The sequence below is a fragment of the Streptomyces sp. NPDC041124 genome (assembly GCF_055592385.1).
The window spans coordinates 175501-194191 of record NZ_JBVIYR010000003.1 but is presented as its reverse complement, the minus strand read 5'-3'; the positions used below and the strand labels follow the sequence as shown (position 1 = coordinate 194191).

The window sequence follows — 18691 nt, the reverse complement described above, 5'->3', positions numbered from 1 at the left end:
GGTGCGGCCCCCATGGCTGTGTTTCACGTGAAACGGTCAGCGGGCCGCGCCCGTGACGATCCAGCGGCCCGAACGGGTGCGGAACCACAGGGTCAGCAAGCGCACGGTCATCATGAGGGTCATCGTGGCCCACAGAGCGGTGAGCCCGCCCCCGAGTGCGGGGACCAGAAGCGCCGCCGGAGTGAACACGGCGAGGGTCACCAGCATGGCCCAGGCGAGATACGGCCCGTCGCCCGCACCCATCAGCACCCCGTCCAGGACGAAGACGATGCCGCAGACCGGCTGGGACAGAGCCACCAGTACCAGGGCGGGCAGTGCCGCGTCCTTGACCGTGGCGTCGCTGGTGAACAGGGGCAGGAACACCGGCCGGGCGAGTATCACCAGTACGCCGAGAACGACACCGGCGGCGATGCCCCACTGGACCATGCGTCGGCACACATCACGGGCGCCCTGGGCGTCACCGGCCCCCAGGTAGCGGCCGATGATGGCCTGTCCGGCGATGGCGATGGCGTCCAGGGCGAAGGCGAGCAAACTCCACAGGGAGAGGATGATCTGGTGAGCCGCGATGTCCGAGTCGCCCAGACGGGCGGCGACGGCTGTCGCGATCATCAGGATGGCCCGGAGGGAAAGAGTGCGTACCAGCAGCGGGACGCCCGCCTGGGCGGAGGCACGGATCCCGGCGGCGTCGGGGCGCAGCGAGGCCCCATGTCTGCGTGCTCCACGGACCACCACGACAAGGTAGACCGCGGCCATGCCGCACTGTGCGATGACCGTGCCCCAGGCGGATCCCGCGATGCCGAGTCCGGCTCCGTAGACGAGTACGACATTGAGGACGCCGTTGGCCACAAAGCCGCCGATGGCGACGTAGAGGGGAGTCTTGGTGTCCTGCAGCCCACGCAGGACGCCGGTCGCGGCGAGGACGACGAGCATCGCCGGTATGCCGAGGGTGGAGATCCGCAGATACGTGATCGCGTAGGGTGCCGCTGTCTCGGAGGCGCCGAAGAGGTCCACGATGGCAGGCGCCGTGGGCAGGACGACGGCCACGACGGCGGCGCCGAGCAGCAGTGCCAGCCAGATGCCGTCCATGCCTTGGCGGATGGCCGAGGGCAGGTCGCCGGCTCCGACGCGCCGGGCGACGGCGGCCGTGGTGGCGTAGGCCAGGAAGACGAAGACGCTGACGGCAGTCATGAGGAGGGCCGAGGCGATGCCGAGACCGGCGAGCTGCGCGGCGCCGAGATGGCCGACGATCGCGCTGTCGGCCATGACGAACAGAGGCTCGGCGACGAGGGCGCCGAAGGCCGGGACGGCCAGCATGACGATCTCTCGGTCGTGCTGACGGCGTACGGCTTTCGGGCGCGCGGGGGCCTGTGTCATGTGCACCAATCTAATCGTCCACAGGTAAGAGATGCAAAGCTTGTCAGACCCTTACCTCGTGGCTCAGGGTGTGGGCTTGCGTACACCCCGGGGACCGATCTTGATCCGACCGGGGAAGTTTTTCTTCTGCACAGCCCGTGGACGGCAGAAGAGCAGGTCACAGGCGTGTGTGGAGGTCGGCGCCGAGCTTGTTCACAGGGCTGTCCACCGGCTCGTGCACAGGTTTCGAGGAGTTCTCCACAGCTCTGGGCCGGTCGTCCACATGGCCTGTGGATAACCAGATTGGCTGACGGTGCCGACGGGCCTACGGTTATCCGGCGCCCGCTCCGTCCGCCGGTTTCACAAACGCCACAAAACCGGCGCGCGTCAACCGGAGTTGGGCCTCTTATTTGTCAGTGCCGTGCCGTAGAACTGAGAGGCACGGCGAGGTCCGCTCGGCGGACGGGAGGAGGTGGCTCGGTGAGCATTTCCGAGCCCTTGGACGACCCGTGGGCCGACACTGGTCCCAGTGATCGTCTGCCCGCCTCCCGCCGTCGGGACGACCGCGGCAGGGGCCGCAACGAACAGCATGAGCGGGGCCGGGACACCGGTGAATGGGACGGCGGTGGCTCCGCGTTCGAGAGGGTGCCGCCACAGGACCTCGTGGCCGAGCAGTCCGTTCTCGGCGGCATGCTGCTGTCCAAGGACGCCATCGCCGACGTGGTCGAGATCCTCAAGGGCCACGACTTCTACAAGCCGGCTCACGAGACCGTCTACTCGGCCATCCTGGACGTCTACGCCAAGGGCGAGCCGGCCGACCCCATCACCATCGCCGCGGAGCTGACCAAGCGCGGCGAGATCAACAAGGTCGGCGGGGCGTCGTACCTGCACACCCTCGTCCAGACCGTCCCCACGGCGGCGAACGCGGCGTACTACGCGGAGATCGTGCACGAGCGCGCTGTACTGCGCCGTCTGGTCGAGGCGGGGACGCGCATCACCCAGATGGGATACGCCGCCGACGACGACGTGGACGAGATCGTCAACCGTGCCCAGGCGGAGATCTACGCCGTCACCGAGCAGCGCACCAGCGAGGACTACCTGCCGCTCGGTGACATCATGGAGGGCGCACTCGACGAGATCGAGGCGATCGGCTCGCGCAGCGGTGAGATGACCGGGGTACCCACCGGGTTCACCGACTTCGACTCGCTCACCAACGGCCTGCACCCCGGGCAGATGATCGTCATCGCCGCGCGTCCCGCGATGGGCAAGTCGACCCTCGCCCTGGACTTCGCCCGGGCCGCGTCCATCAAGAACAACCTGCCCAGCGTCATCTTCTCGCTGGAGATGGGGCGCAACGAGATCGCGATGCGCCTGCTCTCGGCCGAGGCACGCGTCGCGCTGCACCACATGCGTTCCGGCACGATGACCGACGAGGACTGGACGCGCCTGGCGCGCCGCATGCCGGATGTGTCCGCGGCGCCGCTCTACATCGACGACTCGCCGAACCTGTCGATGATGGAGATCCGTGCCAAGTGCCGTCGCCTGAAGCAGCGCAACGACCTGAAGCTCGTCGTCATCGACTACCTCCAGCTGATGCAGGCCGGCGGTTCCAAGCGGTCCGAGAGCCGTCAGCAGGAGGTCTCGGACATGTCCCGTAACCTCAAGCTGCTCGCCAAGGAGCTGGAGATCCCGGTGATCGCGCTCTCCCAGCTCAACCGTGGTCCGGAGCAGCGCACCGACAAGAAGCCGATGGTCTCCGACCTGCGTGAGTCCGGTTCCATCGAGCAGGACGCCGACATGGTCATCCTGCTGCACCGTGAGGACGCCTATGAGAAGGAGTCCCCGCGCGCCGGCGAGGCGGACCTGATCGTGGCGAAGCACCGAAACGGTCCGACGGCGACGATCACGGTCGCCTTCCAGGGGCACTACTCACGCTTCGTGGACATGGCGCAGACCTGACCGGCCGTCGTCAGGGCTCGGGAAGCCGCTCAGCGCCTCGTCTCGTACCTGGTCAGGGCCACGTCGCCGGGAAACGTCCGCGTCTCCACCAGGTGCAGGTTCACCCAGCTGTCCACCGCGGTGAAGAACGGCGTGCCGCCGCCCACCAGGACCGGATGGGTGGCGATGACGTACTCGTCGATCAGTCCGGCGCGCATGGCTGCCCCGGCGAGCGTCGCGCCGCCGATGTGCAGGGGGCCGCCGTCCTCGGCCTTGAGCCGGGTGATCTCGGCGATCGCGTCGCCGGTGACCAGGCGGGTGTTCCAGTCGACCGTGTCGATCGTCGAGGAGAACACCACCTTCGGCGTGTCCCGCCAGTTCCGCGCGTACTCGATCTGCGCCGGGGTGGCGTCGGGCTGCTGGTCGCCGGTCGGCCAGTAGGAGCTCATCGTCTCCCACAGCTTGCGCCCGTACAGCGACAGGCCACACGCCCGCTCGTGGTCGAGCCACCACTGGAACAGCTCGTCGCTCGGGGGTCCGCTCCAGCCGATGTCGTCGCCGGCCGCGGCGATGTAGCCGTCCAGACTCAGGTTCATGCCGTAGATCAGTTTCCGCATGGTCAGCCTTCTGTCCGTAGGTGTCCGGCGTGTAGACCAGCGTGGTGCGGGAAACTCATCGGTGCGCGGTCTCGGCCCGCCGGTGGTTCTCGTGCGCTCAGACTCAGCGCGGTGTATGCGGCCGACACGGGCTAGCGGCCGTGCCCTCGCTGGAGTCACCCGGGATCGACAGGTCACGAGCGGTGAGACCCCCCGATGTCACCGTGTCCCGACCACCGGCCGTGCTGGACTGGAGGCATGACGATCTCTGACGAAGAACTGCTGCCCGGAACACGGCGTGCGCTGCTGCACCGGATCGCCGTGGCGCAGAGTGAAGGGCGGACGCCTTCGCTGGTCGCGGCCGTGGTGCGGGGCGGGAGGACGGTGTGGACCGGGGCACGGACCTCGGTGGAGGGGCATGCCCCGGACGACGTGCAGTACCGGATCGGATCGATCACCAAGACGTTCACGGCCGTTCTGGTGCTGCGGCTGCGCGACGAGGGCGTGCTGGATCTGGCCGACCCGTTGGAGAAGCACCTGCCGGGGACGGGTGTGGGCGAGGCGACCGTCGCCGAGCTGCTTTCGCACAGCGGCGGGCTGGCCGCGGAAACGCCGGGTCCTTGGTGGGAGCGGACCCCCGGGTCGCTGCGGGCTGGCCTCGACGAGGTGCTGGGGTCGCGGCCGCTGGTGCACCCCAAGGGCCGGCGCTTCCACTACTCGAACCCCGGCTACGCGTTGCTCGGCGCCCTGGTCGAGAAGCTCCGGGGCGCCCGCTGGGAGGACGTTCTGCGGCGGGAGGTGCTCGAACCGCTGGGCCTGGACCGTACGAGCACGGGTCCGGTGGCGCCGCACGCGGGTGGCTGGGCGGTGCATCCCTGGGCGGATGTGATGCTGCCCGAGCCTCTGGAGGACCTCGGGCTGATGGCCCCGGCCGGTCAACTGTGGTCCACAACAGGAGACTTGGCGCGCTTCGCGGCCTTCCTGATCCGGGGGGACGAGAAGGTGCTGAGCGCGGAGTCGCTGCGGGAGATGAGGACGCCGACGGCTCCGGCGGAGGCGGCGGACGTGGCTGACGGCTACGCGTACTGCCTGGGCCTGGAGCTCCGTCACCAGAACGGACGGGCTCTGGTCGGGCACACCGGATCACTCCCGGGCTTCCTCGCCTGCCTCACGATCAGCCTGGCGGACGATGTGAGCGCGGTCGTGCTCGCCAACTGCACGTCCGGTCCCGCACCGTTCACGGTCGCCGCCGACCTGGTCGGGATCGTCGCCGAGGCGGAACCGCGCATTCCTGCCCCCTGGAAGCCGGTGCGGGAGGCGGATCCCGCGTCGCTGGAGCTGGTGGGCCAGTGGTACTGGGGCACGTACGCCTTCGCTCTGCGGCTCACCGCCGACGGTCTCGTCTCCCTGGAGCCGCTGTCGGGGAGGGGCCGGCGCTCGCGTTTCCGTGCGAACGGAGACGGGACGTGGACGGGCCTGGAGGGGTACTACGCCGGCGAGCTCCTGGAGCCCGTACGACGGGCGGACGGGGCGGTGAGCCATCTCGACCTCGGCTCGTTCGTGTTCACGCGTCAGCCGTACGAGGAGGGGGCGCCGGTGCCGGGCGGAGTGGACTCCGATGGGTGGCGGGGTATCGGCTAGTACTCCGTCACCGCACATCCGAGAGCCGTGTTTCACGTGGAACACGGCTCCCTCGCCGCGTCACAGCGGCAGCTTGAAACCCACGTGTGAAGCCGTGAAGCCGAGCCGCTCGTAGAAGCGGTGGGCGTCGGTGCGGGTGGTGTCGGACGTCAACTGGACGAGGTGGCATCCCTCCTGACGGGACGTGTCGATCGCCCACTCGATGAGCCGGGTGCCCAGACCGCTGCCGCGCTCGTCCGTGTGGACGCGGACCCCTTCGATGATCGACCTCGTGGAGCCGCGGCGGGACAGTCCCGGAACGACCGTGAGTTGCAGCGTGCCGACGACGCGTCCCTCGCGGACCGCGACGACCAGGTGCTGGTTCGGATCGGTGCTGAGCCGCTCCAGAGCGGTCACATAGGGGTCGAGGTCGTCCGGCGACTCGCGCCGCGCGCCCAGGGGGTCGTCCGCGAGCATGCCGACGATCGCGGGAAGGTCGCCTGCGACGGCGGCTCGTATCTCAAGATCTCCCATGGGTGAACTCTAGGCGGACACGGGAACCTTCAGGGTTTCCACCGTCCGGACCAGAGGGGCCAGTTCCGGGTTCTTCGCGGCCTCGTCGAGGGCCTCGCGCAGGGCGGTGTCATTGGTCGGCCGGGCCTGCTCCAGCAGCTCGAGACCGGCCTCGGTGACGTTGGTGTAGATGCCCCGCCGGTCGGTGGGGCACAGATAGCGCTCGAGGAGCCCGCGGTCCTCGAGCCGGGTGACCAGGCGAGTGGTGGCGCTCTGGCTGAGCACGACTGCGTCCGCGACCTGCTTCATCTGCAGATGGCCGCCCTCGTCGTCGTGCTGGCGGCTCAGCACGTCGAGCAGGGAGTACTCCCGCACGCTCAGGTCGTGCCGGGCCTGTAGAGCGCGTTCGATGTGCGCCTCGATCCTCCCGTGCAGCAGGGAGAGCGCGCACCACCCCTGAGCGAGGGCGGTGAGCGCGGGGTCCGTGGCTGTCATGGGCGTTTCCTCCGTCCAGGGGCTCCTGAGGACCAGGGTAGAACACCTTCGCAATAGTCGTCGTTTGCCAGTAGCCCGCGTATGCAACTATTGTCGAGTCAGGTAAAACGCTCACGCAATTGTCTCGGAAGGTCTGTTCTCCCCATGCCTCTCGCGCTCATGGCCCTCGCGATCGGGGCCTTCGGCATCGGAACCACGGAGTTCGTGATCATGGGCTTGCTGCCCGAGGTCGCGGCCGACTTCGGTGTCTCCATCCCCACGGCCGGCCATCTGGTCACCGGCTACGCGCTGGGCGTCGTGCTCGGCGCGCCGGTGATGACCGCGCTCGGCACCCGTGTCTCCCGCAGGCGGATGCTGATGCTGCTGATGGGACTGTTCGTCGTCGGGAACCTCCTCTCGGCGCTGGCCCCCTCCTTCGGCCTCATGCTGACCGGACGGGTGGTCGCCTCCCTGGCGCACGGCGCCTTCTTCGGCATCGGCTCGGTCGTCGCGGCCGATCTGGTCGCCCCGGACAAACGGGCCGGAGCCATCGCGTCGATGTTCACCGGACTGACCGTCGCCAACGTCGTCGGTGTCCCGATGGGCACGCTCGTCGGCCAGTCCGCCGGCTGGCGCGTCACCTTCGGCATCGTCGCCGCCCTCGGCGTCGTCGGTCTGGCCGGTGTCGCCCAGCTCGTCCCCGACATGCCGAAACCCGAGGGCGTACGGCTGCGCCATGAGCTGGCCGCCCTGAAGAACGTGCAGGTGCTGCTCGCCATGGCGATGACGGTCCTCGGTTTCGGCGGCGTCTTCGCGACCATCACGTACATCGCGCCGATGATGACGCGGGTCGCCGGCTTCGCCGACGGTTCCGTCACCTGGCTGCTCGTCCTCTTCGGCCTCGGCATGGTCGGCGGCAACATCGTCGGCGGCCGGTACGCCGACCGCGCCCTGATGCCCCTGCTGTACGTGTCCCTGGGCGCTCTCGCGGTCGTCCTCGCGCTGTTCACCGTGAGCGCCCACGACAAGCTCGCCGCCGCCGTCACCATCACCCTCGTCGGCGCCCTGGGGTTCGCCACGGTGCCGCCGCTGCAGAAGCGGGTCCTGGACCAGGCGCACGGTGCCCCCACCCTCGCCTCGGCCCTCAACATCGGCGCCTTCAACCTCGGCAACGCGCTGTCCGCCTGGCTCGGCGGGCTCGTGATCGCGGCCGGACTCGGCTACACGGCACCCAACTGGGTCGGTGCCGTCCTCGCCGCGGCCGCCCTGGTGCTCGCCGTCGTCTCGGCCGCTCTCGAACGCCGCGCGGGAGGGCCCGGAACGCCGCCCGGCGATCCCGTGTCCACCGAACGGCCGACCGCGATCGCGCACTGAACCCCGGCACCGGCACGCGCGAAGCCAGGGCAGTCCCCGCACTTCCGGTTGCCTCCGGCACGACCGACGTCATCCGCACCGCCTGTTCATCGCCGGTGGCGTGCCGGTCCGGCACGACGGCCGGCCGATCGGCGCGATCGGTGTCGGCGGCGGTGCCCCGGAGCAGGACCACGCCTTCGCCACGGCCGCGGCGGAGGGGCTCGTCCGACGAGGAACTCGCGCGGCGACGCCGGCCCCGGACAGCGGAGCCGGCGTCAGTCCGCGGGGGTCAGCCCGCGGCGACCGTCACCGGGGCGAACCGCCGGCTGCCGTCTCCGGGCAGCTTCGTGATCCCGTACGCCATCACGGCGTTGGACGCCACGGACGCCAGGCCGTGCTTCCTCGCCCAGCTCAGCAGCTCCTCGTGCCGCACGTCGATGTCGGTGCGCAGCGGCCGCTCGGTGTGCGCGGCGAGGGACGCGACGAGGGCCTTGGCCGTCTCGGTGTCAGGGGCGATCAGCGGTCCCACCACGTGGGTGTCCATGTTGGGCCAGGCGGCCGCGTAACCGATGAGCCGCCCGCCCGCCTCGGCGACGCGCAGGTGATCGGCGAAGGCGGGCAACCGGGTGACGATGTGCGTCCGATCCGCTCCGAACACCTCTTCGTCGAGCCGGAGGATCGCCGGGAGGTCCTCCGCGGTGGCGGCACGGGTGGCGGCCCCCGGCGGGCCGTCCGAGGGGACGAAGTGGCCGCGCAGCATCTCGGCGCGGCCGATGGTCTTGAACCCGAGCTCCTCGTAGAGCGGCCGGCCGGACTCGGTGGCGTGCAGGGTGAGAGGAGTGGTGCCCGCCGCCGCGACGACGTGGCGCATCAACCGGCGTCCCACGCCCCGGCGTGCGTGGCGCCCGGCGACCAGCACCATGCCGATGGCCGCGAGAGAGGGGTGCCCGTGCGGTCCGTATTCGGTGACGACACAGGCGGCCACCAGACCACCGCCGGGGTCGTCGATGCCGTAGCCCTTCCCGGCCGCGAGGAGCAGACCCCACTTGTGTTCCTCCCGTGGCCACCCCCGGTCCTCGGACAAGTCGGCGCAGACGGCGACATCGCGGAGCGTCAGACGGCGGATGGGCAAGGAGTCAAGGGAAGGTGTCGACACGCAGGTCAGGCTGTCCGACGGGAGGCTCCGGCGTCCACCCGATTGGGCAGACTCGGGCGGGCTTTCGGCCAAGCGGGTCAGCCCAGATCGGGTGCGTGCATGGCGCGCACGCCCTCGATGTTGCCGTCCAGGTAGTGCCGCAGCGACAGCGGTACGAGATGGACGGAGGCGATGCCGACACGGGTGAACGGCACGTGGACGATCTCGTACTCCCCAATGGGTTCGTCGATCTCCGGACCGTGCCGCAGCGACGGGTCCATGGATTCCAGGCGGCACACGAAGAAGTGCTGCACCTTGACGCCGGCGGCACCGCCGTCCTCGCCGATGTGCTCCACGGTGTCGACGAAACAGGGCACCACGTCGGCGATCTTCGCGCCGAGTTCCTCGTACACCTCGCGGTGCAGGGCGTCCACCACGGTCGAGTCCCCGGGTTCCACCCCGCCGCCCGGGGTGACCCAGTACGGGTCCATGCCGGGTTTGGTGCGCTTGATCAGGATCAGGTACTCGCCGTCCAGCAGAACAGCTCGGGCGGTGCGCTTGACCACGGGTCGGACGGTCATGGGGAGAATGTGGCCCGGCTTGTTCCACGTGAAACATCCCGTGGTGGCCCGGGTCCGGTTTCCCGTGAGGGGAGTCTGTCCCGACGGCTCAGGACCAGTCGCCGGCCGCCTGCTCCAGCCATGCGCGAGCCCGCGCGATGTGCGGCATCGCCAGCGTGCCGGTGCGGACCACGAGGAAATAGGTGCGCAGCGGGGGGACCGCTGGTTCGTGCAGGGCGACCACCTCCCCCCGCGCGAGCGCGGCGGTGCACAGGTAGCGGGGCAGCACCGCGAGGCCCGCTCCCGCGGTGGCGCAGGCCAGCACCGCGCGTAGATCCGGGACGACGACGGTGCCGGGGGCGGCCGGGCGGGAGTCGAAGACGGATGCCCAGTAGCGGGAGACGAACGGCAGTGACTCGTGGACCTCGACCACCGGGACCCGTTCCAGGGCCCCCGGGCCGGTCTCGCGGAGTGTGCCCGAGCCGATCCGTGCGGCCCAGCGCGGAGCGGCGATCAGAACGTGTTCCTCGTCGCAGAGCGCGGTCGCCGAGAGCAGGGCCCCGCGTGGACGCGCCGTGCTGATGGCCAGATCGTGATGTCCGGCGGCAAGCCCTTCCAGTGTTTCCTCCGCGGTTCCGAAAGAGGCACGCAGGGCGAAACCCCGGCCGTCCTGCCCGCTCAGCTCCATCAGCGCGGGCAGCGCCCGCTCGGCGGTGAACTCCGGAGGGCCGGCCAGATGCAGCGTCCGTAAAGAGGAGTCCTCCTCCACCCCGGACTCGGCTATCTCCACGAGGGCGTCCAGATGGGGAGCCGCCTTGTGGGCGAGTTCGTCCCCGATGGTCGTCGGTGTCACACCGCGCGCCTGGCGCAGGAACAAGGGCCGTCCCAGCTGGCGCTCCAGCGTCCGTATCTGGGAGGTGACGGCCGGCTGGGAAAGACCGAGCAGGGCGGCTGCACGGGTGAAGGAACCGGCCCGGTGCACGGTCACGAAGGTCCGCAGCAAGGCCAGATCCACGAAAAACCCTCTCCTCGGTTCAGCCCTCGCCGCAGGCCCGGTCCAGGCCAACGATAAATAAGTCGATAGGTCGCTGTCGTTACTGTGATTGGACACTGACACTGAGTCAACTAGCCTAGACCGCGCGGTTCTTCGCGCGCAGAACCGAGGACGGTCCGAGCCACGAGGGGGGAGGCTCGGACCGTCCGCCGCGGCGCGCCGGATGACCGGCGCCCGACCGCCGGGGCCGTCAGGCGGCTGACGCGTCCAGGGCGCGCAGCACGTCCGCCACCAGGTCCGCCGGATCCTCGGCGCCCACCGAGAAGCGGACGAAACCCTCCGGCACCGCGTCCCCGCCCCAGCGTCCGCGCCGCTCGGCCGTGGACCGTACGCCGCCGAAACTCGTCGCGTCGTCCACCAGCCGTAGCGCGTCGAGGAAGCGGTCCGCTCGCGCGCGCGTGGGCAGTGTGAAGGACACCACGCACCCGTAGCGCCGCATCTGCAGCGAGGCGGTCTTGTGCGAGGGATCCTCGGGCAGCCCCGGGTAGCGCAGGTCCGTCACCTCCGGCCGCTCCCGCAGCGCCCGGGCGAGCGTCAGAGCGGTGGCGTTCTGGCGCTCGACCCGCAGCTGCAGCGTGGCGATCGAGCGGTGCGCCAGCCAGGCCTCCATCGGCCCGGGGATCGCCCCGGCGATCTTGCGCCAGCGGCGGACGGCGTCCATGGCCTCACCCTCGCGGCCCGTGACGTACCCCAGGAGCACATCGCCGTGGCCGGTGAGCTGCTTGGTACCGCTGGCCACCGCGAAGTCGGCGCCGAGCCCCAGCGGGAGCTGGCCGAGCGGTGTGGCGAGGGTGTTGTCCACGGCGACCAGGGCGCCCTGGTCGTGCGCCGCCTCGGCGAGCCGCCGGATGTCGCACACGTCCAGCCCCGGATTGGAGGGTGTCTCGATCCACAGCAGTTTCGCGCCGTCGAGGACCTCGAGCTGGGCGTCACCGCCCGTGGGCGCGGTGCGTACCTCGATGCCGTACGCCTCCAGCTGGGCGCGCACCAGGGGCAGTGCCTGGTAGCCATCGTCCGGCAGGACCACCGCGTCTCCGGCGCGCAGCTGGGAGAAGAGCACCGAGGAGATCGCGGCCATGCCCGAGGCGAACACCAGCGTCTCGACGTCGTCCCGCCCGGGCGCCTCCAGCTCGGTGATGGCCCGCTCGAGCAGCGTCCAGGTCGGATTCTCGTCCCTGCCGTACGTGTACGGGCCGGTGGGGTCGCCCGGCAGGTGGAAGTGGGCCGCGAACACGGGCCCGGGCAGGGTGGGCTCGTGCTTGACCGGCTCGGGCAGCCCGGCCCGCACCGCGCGGGTGCCGTCACCGGCCCCTCCGGGCACGACGGGGCCGTGACCCTCGCCCGTCGACGTCGAATCGTTCATGGAGCTTGTCCTTCCACGTGCTTGCGTACCGCGGCGAGCAGCCCGGTGCTCGCCGCCTCCACCATCTCAAGACATGCGTCGAAACCGTCCGGACCGCCGTAGTAGGGATCCGGTACGTCGAGGTCATCACCGGAGGCGGGATCGTACGAACGCAGCAGACGCACCTTGTCCGCGTCCCGTTCCGTGGGGGCCAGGCGCCGCAGCGCCGCGCGGTGGCTCTCGTCGAGAGCGACGACGAGGTCCAGGCGGGCGAACCAGACGGGATCGAATGTCCGGGCCGTGTGGTCGGCGCCGTAGCCGTGCTCGAGCAGCACGGTCTCCGTGCGGGGGTCGGCGCCCTCGCCCTCGTGCCAGCCGCCCGTGCCGGCGCTGTCCACCTCGACCACCTTGTCGAGCCCCGCCTCCGCCACACGCGCGCGGAAGACGGACTCGGCCATCGGGGAGCGGCAGATGTTGCCGGTGCAGACGAAACAGACGCGGTAGGTCATCGCCCTCGGTCCCCGTCGGGCAGCACGACGTTGAGCGCCCAGGAGACGACGGAGATGATCAGACCGCCCAGCACGGCCGTCCAGAATCCCTCCACGTGGAAACTCAGGTCGAGCAGGTCGGCGAGCCAGGAGGTGAGCAGCAGCATCAGGGCGTTCACCACCAGGGTGAACAGTCCGAGCGTCAGTACGAGAAGAGGGAGGCTCAGCAGCTGCACGACCGGCTTGACCAGGACGTTCACCAGGCCGAAGAGCAGAGCGACCAGGAGCAGGGTGCCGATCTCCTTGCCCGTGCTGTCGCCGGTGAGGGTGATCTTGTCGAGCAGCCACACCGCTACGGCCAGCGCACCCGCGTTGGCGATCGTCTTGACTAGGAAATTCATCATGTGTCTGATCGTGACAGACACGATCGGGCTCGAGGCAGGGGCGGGGACCAGGAGATGAAGGCATTCCGGCTGGACGAACTGGAGGCGGAACGCGCCGCCAACGACGGGGCGTACCTGCAGTTCCTTCGGGAGCGGAACATGTCGGTCGGCCTCTACGCCCTGGACGCCGGTGTCCCGGATCCGCAGCAGCCGCACAACCAGGACGAGGTGTACTTCGTCGTCAGCGGCCGGGCGTCGATCACCGTGGGCATGGAGACCACGCAGGTGGCACGCGGCAGCGTGGTCTACGTACCGGCGGGGGTGGCCCACAAGTTCCACCACATCAGTGAGGACCTGCGGGTTCTGGTGGTGTTCTCTCCCCCCGAGAGCTGAGCAGGCACCGCGGGTTCCCTAGGGGATCGGTCAGGGGAGGACAAGGGGTCCGGAGCCCCCGCAGGACCACGCGCCGCCCTAGCATCGAGTGCAGGACATCATGGACGCGATCCGGCACCCGACCGGCGGAGAGACGAGGACGATGGCGATGCGAGAGATCTTCACGGGACTGCCGTGGTGGGTGAAGTGGATCGCGGTGCCGGTCATCGCCCTGGTGGTGTTCGGCGGACTGATAGCGAGCGTGGTCGGTTTCGTGATCGGTCTGCTCTTCAAGCTGCTGGTGTTCGTGGCGCTGGTCGGCGGACTGATCTATGTCGTGCGCAAGTTCATGTCGAGTGCCTCGTCGCGCAGCGACTGGTGAGCCGAGGGCGACCGGTGGGGCGGTAACGGGAATCGCCGGTTCCCTCGGGCGGGGGAAGTTTCCCCTACGGGACGTATGCGGAAGGTGACAGCCCGTTAGAGTCCGGAACTCGACGCGGGGACGGTCCCCGCGAGCGGCGACCCCCACCCCGTGTTCCCCCACGGGGTGCCCCCTCGCGTTTCGGGAGTGACCTTGGCCACGACTGGCACCTCCGCCCATCTGACCGCGGTCCCCCCGCAGCCCCGCTCCCCGGCGCCACCGCCGCCCCCGCCCACCGCGACCCTCATCGGCTCCGTGCAGCGCGCCGTGCGCCTGCTGGAGACCGTCGCCGGCCACACGTACGGGGCCCCCGCCAAACAGCTGGCCCGGGAGACAGGGCTCGCCCTCCCCACCACGTACCACCTGCTGCGCACCCTCGTTCACGAGGGCTATCTGCGCCGCGACAAAGGGCTGTTCTTCCTGGGGGAGGCGGCCGAGCGGCTGAGCGGCAGCGGAGACCGGCAGAAACGTCGCAGCAAGGTCGTCGACACCCTCGCCCGCTGGCGGGACGCCATCGGCGTTCCCGTGTACTACGCGGTGTACCGCGAGGGTGAGATCGAGGTCCTCTGCGTCTCCGACACCCCGGGCAACCCCGCGGTCGAGGAGTGGGCCGACTTCCGCGAGACGGGCCACGCCCACGCCATCGGGCAGTGCCTGCTCGCCCAGCTCGACGGGGCGGCCCGCCGTGACCACCTGAGCCGCTATCCCGTGCGGCCCGTCACGCCGTACACCGTGCGTGATGACCACGACCTGCTCAGACGTCTGGACCGGACCCGGCGCATGGACCTGGTGACGGAACGCCAGGAGTACGCGCCGGGGACGGTGTGCGCGGCCATCCCGATCACCGTCGGCGCCACGGCGGCGTCGCTGGCCATCTCCCTGCCCGCACACCAGGCCGACCGGCTCCTCCCGGCGGCCCAGCGTCTGCAGGCCGAACTGGGCCGCATGCTGGGATCGTTCGCGCTGTCTATCAGTATCTGAAAACTCACTCCTTGTGATCTCACGTGTACGTTCAGCAAGATTTCATGTGGTGTCAGAGTCCATGCCCGGCCAGTCCGCGGCGAATGACGGGGTAGGCGATGCGCGAATCCGTACAGGCAGAGGTCATGATGAGCTTTCTCGTGTCGGAGGAGCTGTCCTTCCGCATCCCGGTGGAGCTGCGTTATGACACCTGTGATCCCTACGCCGTGCGTCTGACCTTCCACCTGCCCGGGGACGCGCCGGTGACCTGGGCCTTCGGCCGCGAGCTGCTCATCGACGGCGTGGGCCGACCGTGCGGTGAGGGGGATGTGCGGGTCTCGCCGGTCGATCCCGACATGCTGGGCGAGGTGCTGATCCGGCTTCAGGTCGGCAGCGACCAGGCACTGTTCCGCTCGTCGACCGCGCCGCTCGTGGCCTTCCTCGACCGCACCGACAAGCTGGTACCGCTGGGCCAGGAAGGGGCGCTCGCCGACTTCGACGCCCATCTCGACGACGCGCTGGACCGGATCCTGGCGGAGCAGAGCGCCGGCTGAAGCGTTCCACCGGTGAGCCGGGGGCGGAACGCTTCAGCGCCGTTCCGCCCCCGGCTCGTGGGTCTCAGCGCTTACGGCGCCTGCCCCTGCCACCGCGTCCCGCGGCCGACCGGGCATCCGGAACCGGACCGCTGACCTGCGCGGGCTCCTGACCCTGCGGCTGCGCGGGTGTCCGTGCCGCCGGGCGGTCGGCCGCGACCACCAGCGCGGCCAGTGCCGTGGTGACCGGCACCGAGGCGACCAGACCGATCGAGCCGATCAGGGTGCGCACGATCTCCTCCGCCACCAGTTCGCTGTTGGCGACCGTCCCCACGCTGCTCTGCGCGATCGAGAACAGCAACAGCAGGGGCAGGGCGGCACCCGCGTAGGCGAGGACCAGGGTGTTGACCACGGATGCGATGTGATCGCGGCCGATACGGATGCCCGCGCGGTACAGCCCGCGCCGCCCCAGCGAGGGATTGGCTTCGTGCAGTTCCCAGACCGCGGACGTCTGCGTGACCGTCACGTCGTCGAGGACGCCGAGAGACCCGATGATGACGCCGGCCAGCAGCAGACCGCTCATGTCGATCCCCGGGAACAGGCCGTGGATCAGGCCGGTGTTGTCGTCGGTGTTGCCGGTGAGCGCGGCCCAGTCGATGAACACCGACCCCAGGATGCCGATCAGCAGCAACGAGATGAGCGTGCCGAGCACCGCCACCGAGGTGCGTGCCGAGAACCCGTGACAGAGATACAGGGCGAGCAGCATGATCACGCTCGCTCCCACCACCGCCACGACCAGGGGGTTCGAGCCCTGAAGGATGGCCGGCAGGATGAAGAAGTTCAGCACCAGGAAGCTGACCGCGAGGGCGACGAGGGCCATGACACCGCGCATCCGTCCCACGGCCACGACGGCGAGCGCGAAGACGCCGGCGAGCAGCGCCAGCGGGAAGCGCCGGTTCACGTCGGTGACCGAGTACTGCAGGTCCGCGGGTGCCGAGGGCTCGTAGGCGACCACGACCTCCTGACCCTGTTCCAGCTGGCGGGACTGGTCCGGCTGCACGATCTCGTTGAACGTACGGCCCTTGTCGTTGCCGGTGTCGACCCGGATGGTCGCCTTCTTGCAGGTGCCCTCGGCCTGCTGCTGGGCGGAGGAGCCCTCGGCGGTGGAGGTGTCACCGGTCGGGACGCCTCCGGAGGCGTTCACGGACTGACAGCTCACCTCGACCACCTTGGTGACCGTGGCGTGCTCCGTCTGCCGGTCGAAGCCGACGCCGGTGCGTTCGTGAGCCGGTGCACCGCCCGGCCACAGCACGGCGAGGGCGATCAGTACCGCCGCGGCGAACGGGATGAGGATCGCCGCGATGATCTTGCGCAGATGCCGGGAGACGGGCGCCGCCGGGCCGTGGCTGTGGCTGTGCCCATGGCCGTGCGCGTGCCCCTGTCCGGGACCGTGCCCGTGTCCGGCGCCGGCGCCGTGCGGTGGTTCGGGTGGTGGATAGGGAGGAGGCTGAGTCGGGGTCACGGCTCGATCATCGCAAGAACGCCGGGGGCCCTCTGTTCACCGCGCCAGAAAGGACGCTAGCGTGGTGGCACCTTTTGTACACGCGGGAGCTCGGAGCACCGGGCTGAGAGGGCGCTGACCTCCGTCCCAGCGACGTTTCACATGAAACATCACCCAAGTCCAGTGATGTTTCCCACGGAACGTCGCCAGACGGAAGCCGCTGCGTCGACCGCCGAACCTGTTACCGGGTAATGCCGGCGTAGGGAGTAGGTCTCATGACCAACAAGGACGCACGCACGCCTGCCTCCACACAGGACCCGACGGAGACGTCGGCCGACGGGGAGGCCGGGAAGTCCATCGGCTGGCACAAGGCGTACGTCGGCGGTGGCACCCGCCCCGACCTGCGGGTGCCGGTCCGCCAGGTGCACCTCACCAACGGGCGGTCGGTCACGCTGTACGACACATCGGGCCCGTACACCGATCCGCTCGTCGAGACGGATGTCCGCCGGGGGCTCGCCCCGCTGCGGGAGAACTGGATCGTCGCCCGTGGTGACACCGAGGAGTACGCCGGCCGTCCCGTCCGTCCCGAGGACGACGGGATCAAGCACACGGCTCCGCGCGGCGGCCTGCGCAACCTGGACGCCGTCTTCCCCGGCCGGCCGCGCATGCCACGGCGGGGTCGTGCGGGCGGGGCGGTCACCCAGCTGGCGTACGCGCGCCGTGGTGAGGTCACGCCCGAGATGGAGTTCGTGGCGATCCGGGAGAACGTCTCTCCCGAGGTGGTCCGCGAGGAGATCGCGGCGGGCCGGGCGGTGTTGCCGGCCAACGTCAACCACCCGGAGATCGAGCCGATGATCATCGGCAAGCGGTTCCTGGTGAAGGTCAACGCCAACATCGGCAACTCGGCCGTGACGTCCTCCATCGAGGAGGAAGTGGAGAAGATGACCTGGGCGACCCGCTGGGGCGCCGACACCGTCATGGACCTCTCCACGGGCCGCAATATCCACACCACCCGCGAGTGGGTGCTGCGCAACTCCCCCGTCCCCATCGGCACCGTGCCGCTCTACCAGGCCCTGGAGAAGGTCGACGGCCGGGCCGAGGAGCTGACCTGGGAGATCTACAAGGACACCGTCATCGAACAGGCCGAGCAGGGCGTGGACTACATGACGGTCCACGCGGGTGTGCGCCTCGCCCACGTACCGCTCACCGCGAACCGCAAGACCGGCATCGTCTCCCGCGGCGGTTCGATCATGGCCGCGTGGTGCCTGGCGCACCACAAGGAGTCGTTCCTGTACGAGCACTTCGAGGAGCTCTGCGAGATCCTCGCCGCGTACGACGTCACCTACTCGCTGGGCGACGGCCTGCGGCCCGGTTCCATCGCGGACGCCAACGACGCGGCTCAGTTCGCGGAGTTGCGCACGCTCGGGGAACTCAACAGGGTCGCGAAGCGCTTCCACGTCCAGACCATGATCGAGGGCCCGGGCCATGTCCCGATGCACAAGATCAAGGAGAACATCGACCTCCAGCAGGAGATCTGCGACGAAGCCCCGTTCTACACGCTCGGCCCGCTGACCACCGACGTCGCGCCCGCGTACGACCACATCACCTCCGGCATCGGCGCCGCGATGATCGCCTGGTGGGGCACCGCCATGCTCTGCTACGTCACGCCCAAGGAGCACCTGGGCCTGCCCGACCGGGACGACGTCAAGACCGGCGTGATCACGTACAAGATCGCCGCGCACGCGGCGGACCTCGCCAAGGGGCACCCCGGCGCGCAGGAGTGGGACGACGCACTGTCCGACGCCCGCTTCGAGTTCCGGTGGGAGGACCAGTTCAACCTCGCCCTCGACCCGGACACGGCCCGGGAGTTCCACGACGAGACCCTCCCGGCGGAGCCTGCCAAGACCGCCCACTTCTGCTCGATGTGCGGCCCGAAGTTCTGCTCGATGAAGATCAGCCACGACATCAGCGAGCGGTTCGGCGGTGCGGCGGCCGACGGGGCGTCTCCCGAGGAGATCGCCGAGGGGATGCTCCAGAAGTCGAAGGAGTTCGCGGCGAGCGGGAACAGGGTGTACCTGCCGATCGCGGACTGAGG

Annotated in this window: 19 protein-coding genes and 1 pseudogene; 9 read left to right on the top strand and 11 right to left on the bottom strand. The window is 69.7% G+C overall.

Features of this window, described 5'->3' with window-relative positions; genetic code table 11:
• Positions 1 to 36: 36 nt before the first annotated feature.
• Entirely contained in the window at positions 37 to 1374 is a 1338-nt protein-coding gene (locus ACZ6A9_RS09115; protein WP_468981244.1) for an MATE family efflux transporter, read from the bottom strand.
• A gap of 459 nt (positions 1375 to 1833) precedes the next feature.
• Here ACZ6A9_RS09115 and dnaB point away from each other — a divergent pair, with 459 nt between their 5' ends.
• Positions 1834 to 3312: a replicative DNA helicase gene (gene dnaB / locus ACZ6A9_RS09110; RefSeq protein ID WP_468981238.1), complete on the top strand. Its 1479-nt coding sequence runs from the start codon at positions 1834 to 1836 to the stop codon at positions 3310 to 3312.
• A 29-nt stretch (positions 3313 to 3341) separates the two neighbouring features.
• Here dnaB and ACZ6A9_RS09105 read toward each other — a convergent pair whose 3' ends face one another.
• Positions 3342 to 3908 carry a dihydrofolate reductase family protein gene (locus tag ACZ6A9_RS09105; RefSeq protein WP_468981233.1) on the bottom strand — a complete coding sequence of 189 codons (567 nt, stop codon included), beginning with the start codon at positions 3906 to 3908 and terminating at the stop codon, positions 3342 to 3344.
• A 237-nt stretch (positions 3909 to 4145) separates the two neighbouring features.
• On the opposite strand from ACZ6A9_RS09105, the gene ACZ6A9_RS09100 reads away from it, so the two are divergent.
• Entirely contained in the window at positions 4146 to 5528 is a 1383-nt protein-coding gene (locus ACZ6A9_RS09100; RefSeq protein ID WP_468981229.1) for a serine hydrolase domain-containing protein, read from the top strand.
• 60 nt (positions 5529 to 5588) lie between these two features.
• Here ACZ6A9_RS09100 and ACZ6A9_RS09095 read toward each other — a convergent pair whose 3' ends face one another.
• Both ACZ6A9_RS09095 and ACZ6A9_RS09090 read right to left on the bottom strand, forming a co-directional pair.
• On the bottom strand, positions 5589 to 6041 hold the full coding sequence (locus tag ACZ6A9_RS09095) for a GNAT family N-acetyltransferase (RefSeq protein ID WP_468981224.1): 453 nt from the start codon (positions 6039 to 6041) through the stop codon (positions 5589 to 5591).
• Positions 6042 to 6050: 9 nt separating this feature from the next.
• Positions 6051 to 6515: a MarR family winged helix-turn-helix transcriptional regulator gene (locus ACZ6A9_RS09090; protein ID WP_468981217.1), complete on the bottom strand. Its 465-nt coding sequence runs from the start codon at positions 6513 to 6515 to the stop codon at positions 6051 to 6053.
• A 144-nt stretch (positions 6516 to 6659) separates the two neighbouring features.
• Between ACZ6A9_RS09090 and ACZ6A9_RS09085 the strand changes: the two genes are divergently transcribed.
• Both ACZ6A9_RS09085 and ACZ6A9_RS09080 read left to right on the top strand, forming a co-directional pair.
• Complete coding sequence (locus ACZ6A9_RS09085) at positions 6660 to 7868, top strand: MFS transporter (RefSeq protein WP_468981212.1); 1209 nt, start codon at positions 6660 to 6662, stop codon at positions 7866 to 7868.
• Positions 7828 to 8073, top strand: a pseudogene (locus tag ACZ6A9_RS09080) (heme-binding protein); the annotation flags it as partial. The gene ACZ6A9_RS09085 and the pseudogene ACZ6A9_RS09080, both read left to right, overlap by 41 nt.
• Positions 8074 to 8136: 63 nt before the next feature.
• On the opposite strand, the gene ACZ6A9_RS09075 reads toward ACZ6A9_RS09080, so the two are convergent.
• The 6 genes from ACZ6A9_RS09075 to ACZ6A9_RS09050 form a co-directional block, all read right to left on the bottom strand.
• Positions 8137 to 9003 carry a GNAT family N-acetyltransferase gene (locus ACZ6A9_RS09075; protein ID WP_468981206.1) on the bottom strand — a complete coding sequence of 289 codons (867 nt, stop codon included), beginning with the start codon at positions 9001 to 9003 and terminating at the stop codon, positions 8137 to 8139.
• Between the two features lie 77 nt (positions 9004 to 9080).
• A complete protein-coding gene (locus ACZ6A9_RS09070) occupies positions 9081 to 9563 on the bottom strand; it encodes an NUDIX domain-containing protein (protein WP_468981200.1) in 483 nt (160 codons plus the stop codon).
• A gap of 88 nt (positions 9564 to 9651) precedes the next feature.
• Positions 9652 to 10557 carry a LysR family transcriptional regulator gene (locus tag ACZ6A9_RS09065; RefSeq protein ID WP_468981194.1) on the bottom strand — a complete coding sequence of 302 codons (906 nt, stop codon included), beginning with the start codon at positions 10555 to 10557 and terminating at the stop codon, positions 9652 to 9654.
• 229 nt (positions 10558 to 10786) lie between these two features.
• Entirely contained in the window at positions 10787 to 11959 is a 1173-nt protein-coding gene (locus tag ACZ6A9_RS09060) for a cystathionine gamma-lyase (RefSeq protein WP_468981188.1), read from the bottom strand.
• Positions 11956 to 12447: a low molecular weight protein-tyrosine-phosphatase gene (locus ACZ6A9_RS09055; protein ID WP_468981183.1), complete on the bottom strand. Its 492-nt coding sequence runs from the start codon at positions 12445 to 12447 to the stop codon at positions 11956 to 11958. Before ACZ6A9_RS09055 ends, ACZ6A9_RS09060 begins: the two co-directional genes overlap by 4 nt.
• Entirely contained in the window at positions 12444 to 12830 is a 387-nt protein-coding gene (locus ACZ6A9_RS09050) for a phage holin family protein (protein WP_468981178.1), read from the bottom strand. Before ACZ6A9_RS09050 ends, ACZ6A9_RS09055 begins: the two co-directional genes overlap by 4 nt.
• 54 nt (positions 12831 to 12884) lie before the next feature.
• Here ACZ6A9_RS09050 and ACZ6A9_RS09045 point away from each other — a divergent pair, with 54 nt between their 5' ends.
• The 4 genes from ACZ6A9_RS09045 to ACZ6A9_RS09030 all read left to right on the top strand — a co-directional run bounded on the left by ACZ6A9_RS09045 (position 12885) and on the right by ACZ6A9_RS09030 (position 15116).
• Positions 12885 to 13202 (top strand): cupin domain-containing protein, encoded by a 318-nt coding sequence (locus tag ACZ6A9_RS09045; RefSeq protein ID WP_228966353.1) that lies wholly within the window; start codon positions 12885 to 12887, stop codon positions 13200 to 13202.
• Between the two features lie 148 nt (positions 13203 to 13350).
• Entirely contained in the window at positions 13351 to 13563 is a 213-nt protein-coding gene (locus ACZ6A9_RS09040; protein ID WP_468981173.1) for a DUF5326 family protein, read from the top strand.
• 192 nt (positions 13564 to 13755) lie between these two features.
• Positions 13756 to 14583 carry an IclR family transcriptional regulator gene (locus ACZ6A9_RS09035; RefSeq protein WP_468981168.1) on the top strand — a complete coding sequence of 276 codons (828 nt, stop codon included), beginning with the start codon at positions 13756 to 13758 and terminating at the stop codon, positions 14581 to 14583.
• 98 nt (positions 14584 to 14681) lie between these two features.
• Positions 14682 to 15116 carry an SsgA family sporulation/cell division regulator gene (locus tag ACZ6A9_RS09030; protein ID WP_189557243.1) on the top strand — a complete coding sequence of 145 codons (435 nt, stop codon included), beginning with the start codon at positions 14682 to 14684 and terminating at the stop codon, positions 15114 to 15116.
• A 64-nt stretch (positions 15117 to 15180) separates the two neighbouring features.
• On the opposite strand, the gene ACZ6A9_RS09025 is transcribed toward ACZ6A9_RS09030, so the two are convergent.
• Complete coding sequence (locus ACZ6A9_RS09025) at positions 15181 to 16617, bottom strand: YibE/F family protein (RefSeq protein WP_468981159.1); 1437 nt, start codon at positions 16615 to 16617, stop codon at positions 15181 to 15183.
• A 254-nt stretch (positions 16618 to 16871) separates the two neighbouring features.
• On the opposite strand from ACZ6A9_RS09025, the gene thiC reads away from it, so the two are divergent.
• Positions 16872 to 18689 carry a phosphomethylpyrimidine synthase ThiC gene (gene thiC / locus ACZ6A9_RS09020; RefSeq protein WP_468981154.1) on the top strand — a complete coding sequence of 606 codons (1818 nt, stop codon included), beginning with the start codon at positions 16872 to 16874 and terminating at the stop codon, positions 18687 to 18689.
• The last annotated feature ends 2 nt before the right edge of the window (positions 18690 to 18691 follow it).